Raw genomic sequence first — 17,180 nt, 5'->3', positions numbered from 1 at the left:
AAACAACACGTTTACCCCAATGATGACTTTTCATAAAGAAGGATATACTTCCTTAGCCATTTGTATCCTGTTCATATTTGTATTGAATTTCCTGGTATCCTTTTACTTTCCGGAGGCACATGTATTGAAATGGATCGTATATATCCTTTCGTTTTTTCTTTTTGTAACCATCGTGCAGTTTTTTCGCAGTCCGAAGATCACTATTGATGCGCATGACAAATATGTGCTTTGCCCGGCAGACGGCAAGGTTGTAGTAATTGAAGAAACCGAAGAAACCGAGTTTTTGAAAGACAGGCGCATCCAGCTTTCGGTTTTTATGTCGCCGATAAATGTGCATATTAACCGTAACCCTATTGCCGGAGTGGTAAAGTATTTTAAATATAACCCGGGCAAATACCTGGTGGCCTGGCACCCCAAATCATCAACAGAAAACGAGCGTACCACCATTGCCATTGAAAACAAGGCGGGGGTAATTGTATTGTTCCGCCAGATAGCAGGCGCACTTGCACGCCGGATTGTATGGTATGTAAAAGAAGGCGATGTAGTTGAACAGGGCGAGCAGTTCGGCTTTATTAAGTTCGGATCGCGGGTTGACGTATTTTTACCGCTTGGCACCGAGATTAAAGTGGAACTTGGGCAGGTAGTAAAAGGCGGAAAAACCATCCTGGCCGAGTTGGCCGACAAACCCGCTGCCGTTAAAACAACCGCTGCCAAAGAAGCCGCAACAAGCGAAGCTGACGATGCTTTTGAAAAAGTAAAAGCCGCCCGCCCGGTTAAAAACACCATAAAGAAATAAGTATAATCTTATTAAAAAAGGCTTAACAACTTTGTTGCTGTTGAGCCTTTTTTTCTGCAGTTCTGTTTGGTAAGGTAATGGTTGGAGATTACGGCGGATAAATAATAAAACCAGGAGCGGTATTTATTGTTGTGCTGATACACCAACCATCATCTGTTATGAAAGCGTTACCCCTAACTTTCGGCCTATTATTCTCTTTATCGGTATTTGCACAAAAGCACAAAGCATTGCCCCACGGCATGATTTACGGCGCAAAGCCGGATACCACCACCACACAGCAGGCCACTAAACTGGAAGCGTTTATGGGCATAAAAACCCGGATCAGCACCACGGTAAAAGGGCGGGTGCTAAACGTTACCAAACAAAAGGGCGGCTGGTTCACCATTGATGCCGGAAATGGAAAAGTGATAGCGGCGCATTTTAAAAACTATGACGTTACCATCCCCCGGGCATTAAAAGGCAAGTATATTATTGCCGAGGGGGTGGCTGCCAAACAGTTTATAGCCGATGACATGCAGCACCTTGCCGGCGATACCGCTATAGGCAAAAAACAGCACAGCGTTAATGCGGATGCCAAACACAAGCTTACCTTCGAGGTAAAGGGATTGATGGTGCAGTAACAAACCTTCGGCTGATCAATTTTCGTCAACAAGCTTATTAAACCCTGTGAGGCGCTTAATTAAGCCTTGAATGGCGCGTTACTACCGATGGTTCCAAAAAAAAGTCGCGGCTGAAATAGCCTTTTATCTTTTCGGCAACTTCGGCGCGGTTTACCGTTGCGGCATTGCGGCGGCAGTTGCGGTAATGCTCTTTCGAGATTTTTTCGGCCAGGTCGCCCAGGGTTTTTACGGGCATCTCTTTGCCAAACTTACCTGCAAGGATCAATCCGGCCAGCGAAAGCACAATCCCCGCACCGCTAATTGTGGGCCAAAAGAATAAACCGATAACCGCAGCGCCAAGAATCAGCGAAAAAATAAAAACTACCGAACCTTTGGGCTTCAGCAGGTTTATTTTAAAGCCCAGTTCCTTTTCAATTTCGTCAATAACCTGTAAACGCGTATCGCGGGGAAAGATCTCGTCAAGCCGGGTTTGTGGCTTTATCATTCCTTTGTCGGCAGCTATGGTGGTATTTATCGCATTCCGGAGCATGTAAAATGCATGCTGCGTGCTGCAGGCTTCCGTGTTTTTGAGCTTAAGCTTTTTAACAACGGCATCGCAAAGGCCACCAAAGGTTTTAACATGTTCCAGGTCATCGTGTTCAAACCTGATATCAAATGAGCGCTGGATCTTCATCAGCACATCATCAATTTCACCGGCGTCAAAATTATTTAAATTAATAACGGGGTTATTCTTAAAGTTAACTTTCAAAACAAATTCACTAAGTGAAACCATAGCTTACCGGCGCCAAAATAACGCCGGTAAACTTTAACCGGGTAGTACAAACTAATACTACCTGCTCAAGTACATTGATTTTTCTTTATAAAGATGCCTGAAGTAGGGGTCCTGCAGGTTGGGTATAAAGCGGATAGCCTCGCCGGTTGATTTCATTTCGGGGCCAAGCTCCTTATTTACTTCCGGGAATTTATCAAAACTGAACACAGGTTCTTTTATGGCGTAACCCCATAATTTGCGTTCAATGGTAAAGTCTTTTAATTTATTTACGCCCAGCATTACCTTGGCGGCAATGTTGATGTAAGGCACATCGTAAGCTTTGGCTATAAAAGGTACCGTACGTGATGCGCGCGGGTTAGCTTCTATCACATACACCTTGTCGTTTTTAACCGCAAACTGGATGTTCAGCAAGCCTATTACATTAAGCGCTTTTGCTATTTTAACGGTGTATTCTTCTATCTGCGCTATTACATTGTCCGACAGATCGAACGGTGGCAGTACGGCAAATGAATCGCCCGAGTGGATGCCGGCCGGTTCTATATGTTCCATAATGCCCACAATGTGCACATCGTCGCCATCGCTAATCGAGTCAGACTCTGCTTCGGCGGCGCGGTCAAGAAAGTGATCTATCAGTACACGGTTGCCGGGCAGGTTTTTCAACAGGCCAACCACCGCTTTTTCAAGGTCCTCGTCATTAATAACAATACTCATGCCCTGGCCGCCTAACACGTAGCTTGGGCGTACCAACACCGGGTATCCAACTTGGTGCGCCACTTCAAGGGCCTCTTCGGCGCTTTCGGCCACGCCGTATTTTGGATAAGGGATGTCAAGCTCTTTCAGCAGGTCGCTGAAACGGCCGCGGTCTTCGGCAATATCCATATCGTTAAATGAGGTGCCGATGATCCTGATGCCATGCTCGTGCATTTTCTCCGCCATTTTTAAAGCAGTTTGCCCGCCAAGCTGAACAATTACCCCGTAAGGTTTCTCCAGCTCGATGATCTCGCGCACGTGCTCCCAGTAAACCGGCTCAAAGTACAGCTTATCAGCCATGTTAAAGTCGGTTGATACGGTTTCAGGGTTACAGTTGATCATGATGGCCTCAAAGCCCGATTCTTTTGCGGCAAGCAAGCCATGCACGCAGCTGTAATCAAACTCAATACCCTGACCAATGCGGTTAGGGCCCGAGCCTAATACAATGATCTTTTTCTTATCTGATACGATGGATTCGTTCTCGCCCTCGTAGGTAGAGTAGTAGTAAGGGGTTTTTGCGGGGAACTCTGCGGCGCAGGTATCCACCATTTTGTACACCCGGCGAATGTTCAATACCTGCCTGCGCTGGTAAACATCCTCTTCGGTAACGTTACCCAATATGTAGGCAATCTGCGTATCTGAAAATCCTTTTTGTTTCAGCAGGAAGAAGAAATCTTCAGGGATGTTATTCAATGAATATCTCCGGAGTTCGTTCTCCAGGTTCACCACTTCCATTATCTGGTTCAGGAACCAGCGGTCTATTTTGGTAACTTTTCTTACCGATTCAATAGGTACACCCAGGCTCAGCGCATCATAAATGTGGAACAGCCTGTCCCAGCTTGGATGCTCCAGGCTGTGCATAATTTCTTCCAGGTTGCGGCTTTGGCGACCATCAGCCCCTAAACCGGCGCGGCCGATCTCCAAACTCTGGCAAGCCTTCTGTAAGGCTTCAATAAAGCTGCGGCCAATGCCCATTACCTCACCAACAGATTTCATCTGCAGGCCAAGCTCGCGGTTGGCGCCTTTAAATTTATCAAAGTTCCAGCGGGGGATCTTCACGATCACGTAATCCAGCGTTGGCTCAAAATAAGCCGAAGTTGTTTTGGTGATCTGGTTTTCTATTTCGTCGAGGTTGTAACCTATGGCCAGCTTTGCAGCTATTTTGGCGATAGGGTAACCGGTAGCTTTTGATGCCAGGGCCGATGAGCGCGATACCCGCGGGTTAATTTCAATGGCGATGATGGCTTCGTCGGCGGGGTTTACCGAGAACTGCACGTTACAGCCGCCGGCAAAGTTGCCAATGGCGCGCATCATGCGGATAGCCTGGTTGCGCATATCCTGGTAGCAGCGGTCGCTCAGGGTCATTGCCGGGGCAACGGTGATCGAGTCGCCGGTGTGGATGCCCATCGGGTCGAAGTTTTCGATAGAGCAAATGATGATCACGTTATCGTTACTGTCGCGCAGCAACTCCAGCTCGTATTCTTTCCAGCCTATTACCGCCTGTTCCACCAATACCTCGTGGGTTGGCGATGCCTGCAAGCCTTTGCTTAGCGCTGCGTCAAAATCTTCTTTTTTATGTACAAAGCCGGCACCTTTACCCCCCAGCGTATAGCTTGGGCGAATCACCAGCGGGAAGCCGATTTGCTGTGCAGCTTCTTTACCTTCTAAAAACGAGTTGGCAATTTTTGAAGTAGCCACCCCAACGCCAATATCCACCATTAACTGGCGAAAGGCCTCGCGGTTCTCTGTTTTCTCAATGGCAGCTAAATCAACCCCTACAATTTTAACCCCGTATTTTTCCCAGATGCCGCGTTCGGCAACCTCAATACAAAGGTTAAGCGCAGTTTGGCCGCCCATAGTTGGCAATACGGCGTCAATTTGCTGTTCCTTTAAGATCTTTTCAATACTGTCGCTGGTTAGGGGCAGCAGGTACACATGGTCGGCTATAACCTTGTCTGTCATTATGGTAGCAGGGTTGCTGTTAATGATAGATACGGTTATCCCTTCCTCTTTTAAAGAGAGGGCCGCCTGTGAACCGGCGTAATCAAACTCGCAGGCCTGGCCTATAATAATAGGGCCTGAACCAATAATTAAAACGGATTTTATGGAAGTGTCTTTTGGCATGGGCTATTTTGTATTCAGAAGAATATGCCTGGTGCGAAATGCCAACTTAAAACTTCCGAAATTGATGGTGCAGCATTCCGCAATTCGGGTATCTTCTTGTCGGGGTGCAAAGATACGTTTTGTAAGAACATTTTGCTATATTTTTTTGAATTAGTTGGTTTGGGCGAAGGGGTGGGGTTTGGCGGATGGAATTGGGTGGGTTTTGGGAGGGGATTTGGGCGTTTCCCCGCTGGTAGAAGCGGGGCCGCGCTTTCTGCTCATACGGCTGCAGGCCTTAGGCGCGCGAGGCCGGTATCCGCGGCAATCGCTAACGCGGAATCTTCAGAGTGTAGGGCGTATTTATAATAAGGTTGAAACACTACTCGCTACTATATTACCCTTGTTTTCTCAAAACTAACTCCTGTTAATTTTTCTTTTTGTATGGCTTTTTTAAGTACCTCATTAATATATAAACCAGATGTAATTTTCCAGAGATCATGAGATTGTGGTATATGGAATATAGCAAAATGGTTAATCTTTAATAAGGAAAAAAAAGGCCTAATGATAGCGTCGGTATTTTCAACGAACATTGTCTTTTCCATGTCAAGAACGTCCAACATTTTTTCAAACCTTGGTATATAATATTCCTTTTGTTCACCATTACCATTTACTTTCGCGGTAATCCAGTCAATGCCTTCTTTTCCGGTTAATGATTTGTCGACAACATCCTTTAGTTTGTCTGAAAAAAAGGGCCATGCCAAGCTATTTGGCAAATAGTCTAACCAAATTTCGTTTAGCCCAGTCAAATCATCACTCTCTATTAACCCGTTCTTGCCAACAGACAACTTTACCAGATACAGTTCAAATGGCATTTTACTTACCCCATTCAAATCTTGTATTAATTCATGGTTTAGTTTTGTCCTTTGGGGAGCAAAAGCGCTTGCCACTTGCCGCTGTTCTTTACTGCTGATTAAATAATAATGATTCATAATTTGTTTTCCCATTTATGCCCTTGTTGGTGTTGTCACCAACAAATTGGATGAGGCTTTTTTATTTGAGAATCAGCAGCATGAAGTCCATCAGAAGCCACACCACAGCTTAACGTTTTGTTGGTGACAACACCAACAAGGGCGTAAGGTTGAATTATAAAACGCACTCAAATATTCCTACTACTTCTAAGTCAACCAACTCATCATCAGTTAATACTATGTCTTGGTGCGCTTGATCGTTTGATAGCGGTTTCAATACAATTGATTCATGATACCATTGCCCGTCGGTAGCATTTTTTTTACTTGTATATTCCTTTACTGTATATCCTGAACCAAAGTCAGAATCCTGAATATTAGAATGCCGAACCAAAACGATTTTACCATTTCTCGATCCCCCGCCGTCTCGTCTAAACAAACAAAGAGAGCCATTTGGGATAACTTTATTCATTGATTCACCAATTACTGTGCATGCAAATAATTCCCTGGACGGCTTATATTTTGCAGGCAACAGTACCCAGTTATAGCTTTCAGTGTTAACTTGCTGTAAGTCACTAAAATATCCTGCTGCTGCTTTTAAGTTGAAGACCGGTACTGAATTTACAAATGGTATTACCTGGTCATTATCTAAGTAGGTAGCTAAAGGATTGTTTTTGTGGTTGGCTTCAATATGTTTCTCGAAATACTCTCTTAAATTTTTATCACATACATAAAGATAGGTGCCTTTTATTCCCCTTAATAGTATTGTTTTATATATGTTTAGGATAAAACTTTTTAATTCTAAAGAATCCTTAATTGACAATTTTCCGTTTTTATCATGGTAGTTTTCTTTTAAAATTACGATTTCATTTTTTGTTTTATCGTAGGTAATCTCATGTCCAAAAATTACTCCCGCATAGTTTAAATCATAACCTTGAGTTGTATGGATACAGCCTACCTCTTTTAGGGCGTTTGCAGAATTTATGAAATCATCTGAAACGCTGTTCCATTGTAATTTGTAACCATCAATTACAATATCATAAACACTTTTGTCATTTTTCGAAATCCATGGCCAGGAATATCCGGCTATTAGTCTAGACAGTCCACTTTCCGAATCTCGCAGGTTTATTTCGTTGACCATGGCTTCAACTGAATCAAAAAGAACGAATTCATAATCCTGCGATTGGAAAGATGTTTGCGTTTCACCAAGTTTGCAAGTTAAAAGGTCTTTAACATATTTGACGTAGCCATTCCCGCCTTTTACCCTAAATTGAGACTTCAGGGGAACAATCTTTGTGGATAGTGACGATTTAATCTTATCAAAATCAATTTTCTCTACATCCGAGGGTTTAATCGACTGATTTTCATCGTAAAGAAATATTGCCTTGTCTGATTGCTTAACCGCCCAGTCCAATTCGCTGCAATGGTTTTTATCAAGACCAAGTTTTTCGCATACTACATCGAACGCATGAAAATAAGTTCCCAAATTCACCCTCCTTCTCAACCGATGCGACTCATCAACCAAAACAATATCATATCTCCCCTTAGCCAAATCCGCGGGGCCGATTACCATATTTGCGTTTAACCCTTTTATGTTTTTAAATACCTTCTTCAATGTATTCCTAAACGAAGCCATCGGGACGACAAGAGCCATCCTTGGATTAGGATATACTTTTTTTAATTCAAAAACTGTTTGAATAAAATCCAACTCATCATCTCCGAATTCTTTATAATTAAGTTCCTCATAATTCGAATTAAGAAGCTTGAATAAAAATGTTGCAAGTATGGTTTTACCTGTTCCCGCACCGCCTTCTGCTATAATATTTTTAGTATCGTTATCGAGCAGGCCTTTAAGTATAATTAATAACCCCGCCCGCTGGTCAGCAGTAAGGCTTTTATAAGGCGAATATTTAAATAGGTCAGAGTTATTAATGTGAGCAATAGAATGCTTGGTTAAACCTTCCGCCCTTAAATTATTCCAGATCAGGTTAAAAATATCCCAATAGACTTCTTTTTTTTGGTAGTAGTTGTGGTTAGCCAGGCCGACATTGCCATTTATTAATTTATACTGACCATCGCCGGCCATATATTTTATCAAATTTGATTCTATATCAAGAGTGGCCGATTTGTTGAATTTTTCGCTGCTAATTAAATGAACCGTTGACAGAATGTTTTTAGCGTTGCTCTTTAAATGGGCAGCCATTCTTGAATAAGTGTCTGTTGTTTCACCAACGTAAGCTTCTTTAACATTGCCGTCACTTAAAATGTATACAATTGGCCATAGATCTTTTGCATAATGAACATTTTGAAATTCATTAAACATAGTGGCGTTAAACTCATACTTTTTTATTTCAAAGGGCTTATTTAACATTATAGCTCATTATATTTCTTTGCATTGCCCTTTGCCTTATGTACAGGATATTTATCCGCATTCTTTTGAATTTTGCTCATCATTATTTGGTTAATATCAAGATCATATTTATCCGCCAATAATAAAGCGTAGCCCAAAACATCGGCAAGTTCGTCTTTGATTTTTTCTACGTTTGCGTCGTCAGCATTTTTCCAAAGAAATAATTCATTTAACTCAGCAGCTTCTATAGATAATGCTAAGGCTAAATCTTTACCATTATGAAACTGCGCCCAGTCGCGCTCATCCCGGAAATTTTTTAGTTGCTCTTGTATTTTCTTCCAATCATCCATAAAAGGTGGCTTTGCTAACAAAATGGACAGGTTTAACGAAAGGTGAAATTACTATTAATGGCGGGATTTTCAAATGTATTCTGTCGCATCCCGTGGAGCCTGGTATTTCGCCCTAGTGCGGATACTTGTGCCTGCCCCTGCACGGCTTACTTAGTATACCGGCGATCACACTCCACTCCTATATCGCTGCAAACCATCGCAGGGTCCTCTATGAGAGACCCTGCGGAGACGGAACCCAGCCAACTAAAACCTACTCCTTATGCACATCCTTAAACTTCAGCATATCCAGCAGCTGGAGTTCTTTATCCATATCAAAACCGCATGATGTGGTAAATTCTTTTGGGTTGCTGTAGGTGCCAAATAACATATCCCACCAAACAATGTCGCCGTAATTGCTGGTATGCTTTTCATATTCATGGTGGATGCGGTGCATTTCGGGCCTTTGAAAAATATAGCCGATCCATTTGGGGGTTTTAATATTGGTATGATAAAAGAATTCGCCAAGCGCAGTACACAAGGTATAGATTGCGCCGGCTTCCGGATTTAAGCCCAGCAAGGTATAAACCAGCAGACTACCAATGATTGAATTGACGGTCATCTCCAAAGGGTGTTTGTAAAATGAGGTGATTACCTCAATGCGTTGTGCGCTGTGGTGGATCTGGTGAAAATGGCGCCACAGATAATCGCTTTCATGGCGCCACCTGTGCCACCAGTAAAAAATAAAGGTTGCTATAAAGTAGGCCAGTACACCACCCAGCCAGTTGGGCACCTGCTGTGATAGCTTAAAAACAGACCATGCCGACAGCCATTTTTCCCAACTGTAACCGGCGGCAACCACCACCAGTAATTGAACGAAATTTATGGCAAGCACACGGATTGTCCAGGTGGGTACTTCGGGCAGCTTCCAGCCGGGGGTAAGCCTTTCGATAAGGAAGCAAAGCGCAAATGAGGATAAGATAATGATAAGCATGATTTCTCTTTTTTTGTTTCATCAAATCTCGCTGCCAAACAAGGCAATAAGTTTTGACTAAAGTCAAAAAAGTCTTGAGTCAGATAGCCGCAAATGGACTTTCGTCCTCGCAGGGTCTCTTGAAAGGGACCCTGCGCCGCTTGCCAGGTATGCGCGGGATCATACTCCACTCATGTATCGCAGCAAACCATCGCAGGGTCCTCTATGAGAGACCCTGCGGAGACGAACAAGGCAATAAGTTTTGACTAAAGTCAAAAAGTTTATTTACGTCCTCTTATTCTGCTCAGTGTCTCCTGTTTGATGCTTAAGTAAGATGCTATTTGCCCTAAAGACGCCTTTTGAAGAATGCCCGGATAATCTGCAAGCAGTTTTTCATACCGTTGTTTCGCACTATGGGTTTGCAGGTTGATAGCTCTTTCTTCGCTGCGGATATAATATTGTTCGGTAATTATCCTGCCTGTTAGGTTAAATTCCGGATGTTGTTTATAAAGTAATTGCAGCTGGTCCCAATTGATGGACTGCAGGGTGCAATCTTCCAGCACCTCAATATTTTCAAAAGAGGGCTTCCTTGAAAAAAAGCTGTAAACGGAGATGATGAAGTCGCCTTCGCCCATAAACCAGGTAGAAAATTCGTTGTTCCCTTTGTGATAATAGGCCCGGATAAACCCTTTTTTTATGAAATAGATGCGTTGCGATACCTGCCCCTCTTTTAGTAAAAGGCTTTTCCGGGTGAAATGCTCTTCTACTAAACAGGCCCTTATCTCATCCCGGAGATTTTCAGATAATATTGCGATGCTGTTAAGGGTATTTAAAAGACTGGCAGTTTCCATATCAACGTTTAAATTACGGCAATTTCGCGAAATTTTATAACTCAGGAGACAAGTTATATTGAACAGGTAATAGGGCGTCCTACGTAATATAAAGTTCCGGTAAGGGCAGGGTTTGTGAGTTCGGCACATGAATACTGGTATAGCAGTGCTAACCCGGAAAGTCCACTGAAAATCATTTGTTGACGTCAGCGGAAAGCTGACCGGGGATTGGGTTCAATCGGGGCGCTTGAACCGGCGTGAGAATTGGCTCTTCAGGTAATCAAATCACCTTTGGTTGTAAAGATAACGGCTTAACATTAAGTGTATTGCGTTTCAAAAAATATACTTAAAAATCAATATTTTTTTGGAATTTCCCCGGTATTTTTGAGCTAATCAATTGTACAAATGCTATGCACAGTCCATTTTTTCAGACTTATTTTCACGGCACCAAAGCGGATCTTAAAATCGGCGACCAGATCAAAATCGGCCAGAACTCCAATTATGGCCAAAAAAACTATGCCAAATATATTTACCTCACCGCAACACTGGACGCGGCGGTTTGGGGCGCAGAACTGGCACTTGGTGACGGGCCCGAAAGAATCTATTTGGTAGAGGCCACGGGCGCGGTTGAAGATGACCCCAATTTAACTGACAAAAAATTTCCTGGTAACCCAACAAAATCTTACCGTTCCAAACATCCATTCAAGGTGGTTGGCGAGATTACAGTTTGGCAGGGACATCCGCAGGAACAAGTTGATGCTATGAAAAACGGTTTGGCAAAACTGAAAGAACAGGGTATCGAAGCTATAGAGGATTAGTTATTGTCCCCGCGGGGTCTCCTGAAAGGGACCCGGCGCCGCTTGCCTGGTATGGGCGGGATCATACTCCACTCCAGTAACGCCGCAAACCATCGCAGGCTCCTCTATGAGAGCCCCTGCGGAGACGGGAGGCGTAATCTCACCCAATTCTCGCCCCTTCATCGTCATTGCGAGGCTGGTTGCCTGCAACAGCTTCGAAGCAATCGCTACGCCATCCTTGCATGGGCGAAAAAAGCCCCATGGTTACTAATCAAGCCGCCGTTGGTTCACCATCAGCATAAAGGTTGGTTGATTGTCCTTTGTAGAGGTTGCTTCGTTCCTCGCAATGACGTGATGGAGAGGTTTGGTATTAGTGAAATATGTTGATTATCAATTGTTTACGCGAATTTAATCCTGCATAAATAGTTAATACACTGATAATCAGTGTGTTTCACAGCGTTCCGGGTGTTCCATGTGTAAAATGGAACGCTTTGCGGACGTGTGGAGCGATAAATCTGCACTAAATACCGGTTTTCGCACGGTTTACTAAAAAAAACAAATAGTGAAACACGCTGATTATCAGGCTATTCAATTTTGTAAAATAGCTAAGTAGTTAATAATCAACGTGTTTCACTTTGTTCCACCCGTTCCGTTGTGCAAAATGGAACGCTTTGCCGGGAAAATCGGGTTAAAGGTTTTTCAATTCACTTAAATCTCCATTAAAAATATCCAGGTCCAAACTGCCGCCTTCCGCGCCCGGGATAGATGCGTTTTCGGAGTATTGCCAAATGGCGTATTTGGTCCAGCCGGGCTGTGGCAGGCCGGGTTGCTGCTGCTGGTAAGCCGGGATCCAGAGCGGGTTGCCGCTAAACTCGGTAATGCCGTTAAAGTATTCGTTCCAAAAACTTTTAGCGGTATAAATTACAGGGGTGCGGCCGGTTTGTGCGGTAACAATGCTGAGCCAGTCGGCTATTATTTGCACGCAGGTATTTTTGTTGTGTAAAATATAGTTGTTAAGCGAATTGGTTTCTGCGTCGTCGCTGCCCACCTGCCATTCCACATCCAGCGCGGGCGGCAGTGCGCCGGGGGCCGAAAATGAGGGCCAGCAAGCCAGAAAGTTATCTGCCTGTACCTGCGCCGAATCCTGGAAGGTTAAAAAATGGTAGGCCCCGTATAAAAGTCCTTTTTGTTTAATGGCAGCAATATTGGTATTAAACATTGGGTCTTTATAGGTAGCGCCCTGGCTGTATTTATTGTAAACAAACTGGATGTGGGGCGATAAGCTGCTCCACCCAATTGTGCCGTTATGGTGGGAAATGTCCATGCCCTGCGGGGCCAGGTTGTCCAAAGCGCCCCAGGTTGCAGGTCCTGCCACGCCGTCAGCGGTGAGCCCCTGGTCGGTTTGAAATTGTTTAACGGCAGCCTCTGTTCCCGGGCCGAAGCTTCCGTCAACAGTGCAGTTATAGCCCAAAAGTGAAAGTGCGCGCTGCAGCATGGTTACCTCGCCGCCGCGTGATCCGTTTGAAAGTGTGTTCATAATAAGCTGTTTAGGTAAATAGAAATATAGATTAAATATAAAGCAATAAATTACTTGCCGCAACAATTTTTAAAAACATCTTTAAAAAAAATAATCCTTTGGGTTATTCCTAAAGGATGTAGGCCACGGGGATAGCATGAAAGCAAATTAGCGCCACAAAATTTTAATTGCCAAATAGTTGAAAATGCCAAATTTTAACTCAATATTACGTTAAATTTATATGCGGGTTCGCCGCTGCCTAAATAAACCAGGGAGAGATATAATTATGAAAAGGAAAGTTTTATTTATTTCGTTTATTTTACCGGTGTTGCTGAGCAGCTGCGCCATGATGCAGTCTATTGTAAAATCAACTTTCCCTTATACCACCACGATTGTTATTCCTAAAACATCAAAAACCGGCAGCGAGCTTTCGGTAACCAGCATGGCCACCAGTTTTGACCAGGATTTCAGGAAAGACGGCAATAACGGGGCTAAAATAAGCGAGGTGCGCATGATCTCGGCAAAGCTGGAATCGAAAGATCCCTCCGATTTTAATATCGGTAATTTAGCAATGGTAAAAGTTTATATGGCCAAAGCCGATGGCAGCGAAGAAGTTTTGGTAGCCTCGCGCTCTGATATTACCGCCGGCGTGGGCAATACGCTGGTATTGGATATTGACAATTCTGCTTTTTTAGACCAGCGGGCACGTGAGCCGCAGATAAGAATAAAAATGGTTTACAAGCTGCGCAATCGTATTAGCAACGACGTGAGCCTGCACGTAGTACTGGGCCTTGGTGCTTACCCGGCAAATTGATCCGCTAAGGGAGTTATGGGCAATAATTTATTTTATTAACTTATTATCGTTATCCGGGAAAACCAGTATGGGCTCATATTTACGCGCCTCTTCACTCTCCATGTACCCGTACGACATAATGATCACTATATCTCCCACTTGGGCAAGCCTGGCGGTTGCGCCATTAAGGCAGATGGTACCCGTGCCGCGTTCGCCTCTTATTACATAGGTTTCAAAACGGGCGCCGTTATTATTATTTACAATCTGCACCTTTTCATTAGCTATAATATTAGCCGCATCCATCAAATCTTCATCAATGGTAATACTGCCTACATAGTTCAATTCGGCCTGTGTTACCCTTACCCGGTGAAGCTTGGATTTTAATACTTCAATTATCATGGGGCAAAGGTAGAAATAATTGCTGATAGTGATTAGTGGTTAGCGACCAGAGATTAGTCAGTAATGTGCAACCTTTTTGAAACTGATCAACTAACCACTTGCCGCTAATCGCTGGTATCTGCGGCACACCAAAAAATATTTGGATATTAAAACTTAAATCACTTATCTTCGTTTTAGACAAAAGCAAGACTATGTAGGCGCTGCCGATATAGTCTTGTTTGTTTTTTAAAGAATGTCATCGCGTCCTTCTTAAACGGAAGGGCGGTTTTTTTTGGCAACCAATGGAACTTATTATTAACAAAATTTAATTTGTGCGTTATGGCAGAGGTAGCATATTATACCAAAGAAGGATTAGAAAATTTAAAGAAAGAGTTACACGAACTAAAAACTACTGGCCGGACCAATATCAGTAAAGCAATAGCCGAGGCTCGCGACAAAGGCGACCTTTCGGAAAACGCAGAATACGATGCTGCGAAAGAAGCACAGGGACTTCATGAAGCAAAAATTGCAAAAATGGGCGAAATGCTGGCCAACGCGCGCCTGCTGGATGAATCAAAACTGGACACCTCAAAAGTATTGGCGCTATCCATCGTAAAAATCAGGAACGTTAAAAATGGCGGCGTAATGAGCTACCAGCTGGTTTCAGAAAATGAAGCCGACCTTAAATCGGGCAAAATATCGGTAGCATCGCCAATAGCAAAAGGCTTATTAGGTAAAAAAGTAGGCGAAACTATTGAAATAACCGTACCCGCCGGTAAAATGGAATTTGAAATAATGGAGATCTCAAGATAGTTGATTAAGTTAGATTGGGTTGATTAAGTGAGCGGTTTTTTTAGTCCGAAAGTCGGTAAAGACCGGGAGAGGCTACAATAAGGCAGTGAAATTTTTAATTAACTTTATACACTTCAAAACACTCCGGCAAACTTAATCAACTCAGTCAAACCCAATCAACTTAATTAACAAAAAAATGACCATCTTCTCAAAAATAGTATCAGGTGAAATACCTGCTTATGTAGTAGCTGAAACTATTGATTTCTTGGCTTTCCTTGATATCAATCCGCTTGCTGAAGGGCATGTGCTGGTGATCCCCAAAAAAGAAATTGATTATATTTTCGACCTGGACGATGAGCTGTACACCGGGCTACAAATATTTGCTAAAATTATTGCAGGGGGAATTAAAAAAGCCATTCCCTGTATCAAGGTTGGCGTAGCCGTTATCGGGCTCGAAGTGCCTCACGCGCATATCCACCTTATCCCCATGAACCACGTAAGTGATCTGAACTTCTCGAGGCCTAAATTAACTTTTACCCCTGAGCAGCTGGAGGCAACAATGGAGAAAATAAGGGAAGCGCTGAAGATTGAGGAATAATCCGGTTAAAGAACAAACCTACTGCTCATCAGTAGTATCGGCATCGGCTGCTTTTTTAGCGGCCATTGCCAATACGGGTTTGCCAATTACTTTATAATTGCCTTCACCTTTTAGTATGGATGCCATCATCTCTTTATCCTGCATCACCTTCACAGCTTGGGCAAGTTCCTTGTCGTACTTAAAATTAGCTTCGTAGCGCCCTTTTTCGTAATAGTAGCGTGAGGCTATTTCATTCTCCAGCACCTGCTTTATTTCGTCTTTATGCAGCTGAAGGTCGTTCTTTTTGCTGGTGGACATTTTAGCTTTTAAGGCATCGTATTCGGCTTGAATTTCACCAAACTGTTTTTCTTTGGTGGTTTCCGTTTTCAAGGTAGCCAGTACTTTTTCTGAGGCGGTGTTGTAACTGTAATTCTTGCCGTCTAAAAACTTAACAAAGTCTGCATAGTCTGCATCGCTCAGGCTAAATTTTTTGCTGGCGTCAATGCTGGTGTGGGTAGCACGGTAACGGTTGGCAAAATCAAATACAAACAATTTGCCTACCAATGCCTGTGTAACATTGGCAAACCGCTCCTGTTTAACAAAAATATCAGGGTAAATACCACTGCCGTCATAAACAGAGCGGCCGTTTTTGGTTTTAAACTCGTGGATAAGTGAATCCGCAACTTTAACCACACTGCCGTCATCCTTGCGGTGGGTGTAATCAATCTCCTGGATGCAGCGGCCTGATGGTACGTAATACTTGGCGATGGTGATTTTTACCAGGCTGTTGTAGGGCAGGTTAAAAGTTTGCTGAACCAGGCCTTTGCCATAGCTGCGCTGACCTATAATAATTGCACGGTCGAGGTCCTGCAGCGATCCGGCAACAATTTCTGATGCCGAAGCGGAGCGGCTGTTTACCAGCACTACCAGCGGTAGGTTTGGCTCCAGCGGGGCGCTTGCCGTATTGTAGGTGAAGTTTTTCTCTTTAATTTTTCCTTTTTGCGATACAACCTCAACATCTTTTGGTACAAAAAGGTTAACAATTTTTACCGCTTCCTGTAAAATGCCGCCGCCGTTTGAGCGCAGATCAAGGATGATGCCGCTGGGATTGTTCTTTTTAATAGCAGTAAGGGCGTTGGTTACCTCATCGGCAGAGTTTTCAAGAAATTTATCCAGCTTAATGTAACCCATATTGCCGTCAACCATGCCGGAATAGGATACGTTGGGCTGTTTAATTTCGTCGCGCACCAGGTTTTTCTCAACCGGGGCCGGGTCGCTGTCCCGTTTAACAAGCAACTTAATGTTAGCGCCTTTTGCGCCTTTAAGCAGCAGGCTTACCTGGTCGTTGTTTTTACCGTCCAGCACAATGTCATTTATTTTTACCAGCTGGTCGCCGGGGCGGATATCGGCTTTTTGAGCAGGGAAGCCAAAAAACACGTCAGATACAAATACTTTACCGTTGCGCGAAAAGATACCCGCACCTATACCGCCGTATTGTGTACTAACGTAATGCAGTTTATAATCTTCAATTTCTGATTCGGGCACAAATTCAGTATAAGGGTCGAGGCCGTCAAGCATGGCATCCACGCCAGTCTTGATCATTTTAGCCGAATTAATATCATCAACGTAGTTAATATTAACCTCTTTGTACACGGATGCAAACACGTCCAGGTTTTTTGACAGCTGGAAAAGATCGTCCTTAAAACTCCATGTGCACAAAGCCAGCATCACTGTACCGGCAAAAAACAGCTGCCTTTTATACCTGCTCACAATCACTTTACCCTTATTCATCCTTAAACTTATTATTAAAATATAAAGCTACCAAAAAAGTACAACAGTTTT

At 43.5% G+C, this 17,180-nt stretch carries 15 protein-coding genes and 1 pseudogene; 6 read left to right on the top strand and 10 right to left on the bottom strand.

From position 1 onward, the window contains the following. Positions 1-22 precede the first annotated feature (22 nt). Together MuYL_RS01295 and MuYL_RS01290 are read left to right on the top strand one after the other, a co-directional pair. Positions 23-676: pseudogene (locus MuYL_RS01295) on the top strand (phosphatidylserine decarboxylase family protein); the annotation flags it as partial. 278 nt (positions 677-954) lie between these two features. Further along, a complete protein-coding gene (locus tag MuYL_RS01290) occupies positions 955-1,416 on the top strand; it encodes a DUF4920 domain-containing protein (protein ID WP_094568807.1) in 462 nt (153 codons plus the stop codon). 55 nt (positions 1,417-1,471) lie between these two features. Here the strand turns inward: MuYL_RS01290 and MuYL_RS01285 are convergent, their stop codons facing one another. From MuYL_RS01285 to MuYL_RS01250, 7 genes are all read right to left on the bottom strand, one after another. Beyond that, positions 1,472-2,188, bottom strand: coding sequence for a POB3 family protein (locus MuYL_RS01285; protein WP_094568806.1), 717 nt, complete (start codon positions 2,186-2,188; stop codon positions 1,472-1,474). Positions 2,189-2,245: 57 nt separating this feature from the next. Beyond that, positions 2,246-5,062, bottom strand: coding sequence for a carbamoyl-phosphate synthase large subunit (carB, locus tag MuYL_RS01280; protein ID WP_094568805.1), 2,817 nt, complete (start codon positions 5,060-5,062; stop codon positions 2,246-2,248). A gap of 368 nt (positions 5,063-5,430) precedes the next feature. Beyond that, entirely contained in the window at positions 5,431-6,045 is a 615-nt protein-coding gene (locus MuYL_RS01270) for an imm11 family protein (RefSeq protein WP_211710214.1), read from the bottom strand. A 139-nt stretch (positions 6,046-6,184) separates the two neighbouring features. After that, the gene (locus tag MuYL_RS01265) at positions 6,185-8,377 is read right to left on the bottom strand and encodes a DNA/RNA helicase domain-containing protein (RefSeq protein WP_094568803.1); all 2,193 of its coding nucleotides are present in this window, start codon (positions 8,375-8,377) and stop codon (positions 6,185-6,187) included. Then, the gene (locus MuYL_RS01260) at positions 8,377-8,706 is read right to left on the bottom strand and encodes a nucleotide pyrophosphohydrolase (protein ID WP_094568802.1); all 330 of its coding nucleotides are present in this window, start codon (positions 8,704-8,706) and stop codon (positions 8,377-8,379) included. Before MuYL_RS01260 ends, MuYL_RS01265 begins: the two co-directional genes overlap by 1 nt. Before the next feature lie 250 nt (positions 8,707-8,956). Further along, on the bottom strand, positions 8,957-9,676 hold the full coding sequence (locus MuYL_RS01255) for a sterol desaturase family protein (protein ID WP_094568801.1): 720 nt from the start codon (positions 9,674-9,676) through the stop codon (positions 8,957-8,959). Positions 9,677-9,936: 260 nt separating this feature from the next. Next, on the bottom strand, positions 9,937-10,506 hold the full coding sequence (locus MuYL_RS01250; RefSeq protein WP_094568800.1) for a Crp/Fnr family transcriptional regulator: 570 nt from the start codon (positions 10,504-10,506) through the stop codon (positions 9,937-9,939). A 389-nt stretch (positions 10,507-10,895) separates the two neighbouring features. Here MuYL_RS01250 and arr point away from each other — a divergent pair, with 389 nt between their 5' ends. Then, positions 10,896-11,303, top strand: a complete 408-nt coding sequence (gene arr, locus MuYL_RS01245; RefSeq protein ID WP_094568799.1) for an NAD(+)--rifampin ADP-ribosyltransferase — start codon at positions 10,896-10,898, stop codon at positions 11,301-11,303. Between the two features lie 667 nt (positions 11,304-11,970). Here arr and MuYL_RS01240 read toward each other — a convergent pair. Beyond that, positions 11,971-12,819: a GH25 family lysozyme gene (locus tag MuYL_RS01240; RefSeq protein ID WP_094568798.1), complete on the bottom strand. Its 849-nt coding sequence runs from the start codon at positions 12,817-12,819 to the stop codon at positions 11,971-11,973. 265 nt (positions 12,820-13,084) lie between these two features. Between MuYL_RS01240 and MuYL_RS01235 the strand changes: the two genes are divergently transcribed. Next, the gene (locus MuYL_RS01235) at positions 13,085-13,612 is read left to right on the top strand and encodes a hypothetical protein (RefSeq protein ID WP_094568797.1); all 528 of its coding nucleotides are present in this window, start codon (positions 13,085-13,087) and stop codon (positions 13,610-13,612) included. Positions 13,613-13,639: 27 nt separating this feature from the next. Here MuYL_RS01235 and panD read toward each other — a convergent pair whose 3' ends face one another. Further along, complete coding sequence (gene panD / locus MuYL_RS01230; RefSeq protein WP_094568796.1) at positions 13,640-13,990, bottom strand: aspartate 1-decarboxylase; 351 nt, start codon at positions 13,988-13,990, stop codon at positions 13,640-13,642. 318 nt (positions 13,991-14,308) lie between these two features. Between panD and greA the strand changes: the two genes are divergently transcribed. Then, positions 14,309-14,782, top strand: a complete 474-nt coding sequence (gene greA / locus MuYL_RS01225; protein ID WP_094568795.1) for a transcription elongation factor GreA — start codon at positions 14,309-14,311, stop codon at positions 14,780-14,782. A 175-nt stretch (positions 14,783-14,957) separates the two neighbouring features. Beyond that, on the top strand, positions 14,958-15,359 hold the full coding sequence (locus tag MuYL_RS01220) for an HIT family protein (RefSeq protein ID WP_094568794.1): 402 nt from the start codon (positions 14,958-14,960) through the stop codon (positions 15,357-15,359). A gap of 18 nt (positions 15,360-15,377) precedes the next feature. On the opposite strand, the gene MuYL_RS01215 is transcribed toward MuYL_RS01220, so the two are convergent. Then, on the bottom strand, positions 15,378-17,129 hold the full coding sequence (locus MuYL_RS01215; protein WP_094568793.1) for a S41 family peptidase: 1,752 nt from the start codon (positions 17,127-17,129) through the stop codon (positions 15,378-15,380). Positions 17,130-17,180: the final 51 nt, after the last annotated feature.

Source organism: Mucilaginibacter xinganensis, assembly GCF_002257585.1.
GTDB classification, from domain to species: Bacteria; Bacteroidota; Bacteroidia; order Sphingobacteriales; family Sphingobacteriaceae; genus Mucilaginibacter; species Mucilaginibacter xinganensis.
Note: the sequence above shows the minus strand (reverse complement) of the source record. Positions and strands in the feature narration are given on the sequence as shown.

Excerpts from the sequence above, each read along its gene's own strand:
- MuYL_RS01260 (WP_094568802.1), bottom strand. The coding sequence starts at position 8,706 with ATGGATGATTGGAAGAAAATACAAGAGCAACTAAAAAATTTCCGGGAT.
- greA (WP_094568795.1), top strand. The coding sequence starts at position 14,309 with ATGGCAGAGGTAGCATATTATACCAAAGAAGGATTAGAAAATTTAAAG.
- MuYL_RS01265 (WP_094568803.1), bottom strand. The coding sequence starts at position 8,377 with ATGTTAAATAAGCCCTTTGAAATAAAAAAGTATGAGTTTAACGCCACT.
- carB (WP_094568805.1), bottom strand. The coding sequence starts at position 5,062 with ATGCCAAAAGACACTTCCATAAAATCCGTTTTAATTATTGGTTCAGGC.
- MuYL_RS01220 (WP_094568794.1), top strand. The coding sequence starts at position 14,958 with ATGACCATCTTCTCAAAAATAGTATCAGGTGAAATACCTGCTTATGTA.
- MuYL_RS01255 (WP_094568801.1), bottom strand. The coding sequence starts at position 9,676 with ATGCTTATCATTATCTTATCCTCATTTGCGCTTTGCTTCCTTATCGAA.
- MuYL_RS01290 (WP_094568807.1), top strand. The coding sequence starts at position 955 with ATGAAAGCGTTACCCCTAACTTTCGGCCTATTATTCTCTTTATCGGTA.
- MuYL_RS01250 (WP_094568800.1), bottom strand. The coding sequence starts at position 10,506 with ATGGAAACTGCCAGTCTTTTAAATACCCTTAACAGCATCGCAATATTA.
- MuYL_RS01285 (WP_094568806.1), bottom strand. The coding sequence starts at position 2,188 with ATGGTTTCACTTAGTGAATTTGTTTTGAAAGTTAACTTTAAGAATAAC.
- MuYL_RS01215 (WP_094568793.1), bottom strand. The coding sequence starts at position 17,129 with ATGAATAAGGGTAAAGTGATTGTGAGCAGGTATAAAAGGCAGCTGTTT.
- panD (WP_094568796.1), bottom strand. The coding sequence starts at position 13,990 with ATGATAATTGAAGTATTAAAATCCAAGCTTCACCGGGTAAGGGTAACA.
- arr (WP_094568799.1), top strand. The coding sequence starts at position 10,896 with ATGCACAGTCCATTTTTTCAGACTTATTTTCACGGCACCAAAGCGGAT.
- MuYL_RS01235 (WP_094568797.1), top strand. The coding sequence starts at position 13,085 with ATGAAAAGGAAAGTTTTATTTATTTCGTTTATTTTACCGGTGTTGCTG.
- MuYL_RS01270 (WP_211710214.1), bottom strand. The coding sequence starts at position 6,045 with ATGGGAAAACAAATTATGAATCATTATTATTTAATCAGCAGTAAAGAA.
- MuYL_RS01240 (WP_094568798.1), bottom strand. The coding sequence starts at position 12,819 with ATGAACACACTTTCAAACGGATCACGCGGCGGCGAGGTAACCATGCTG.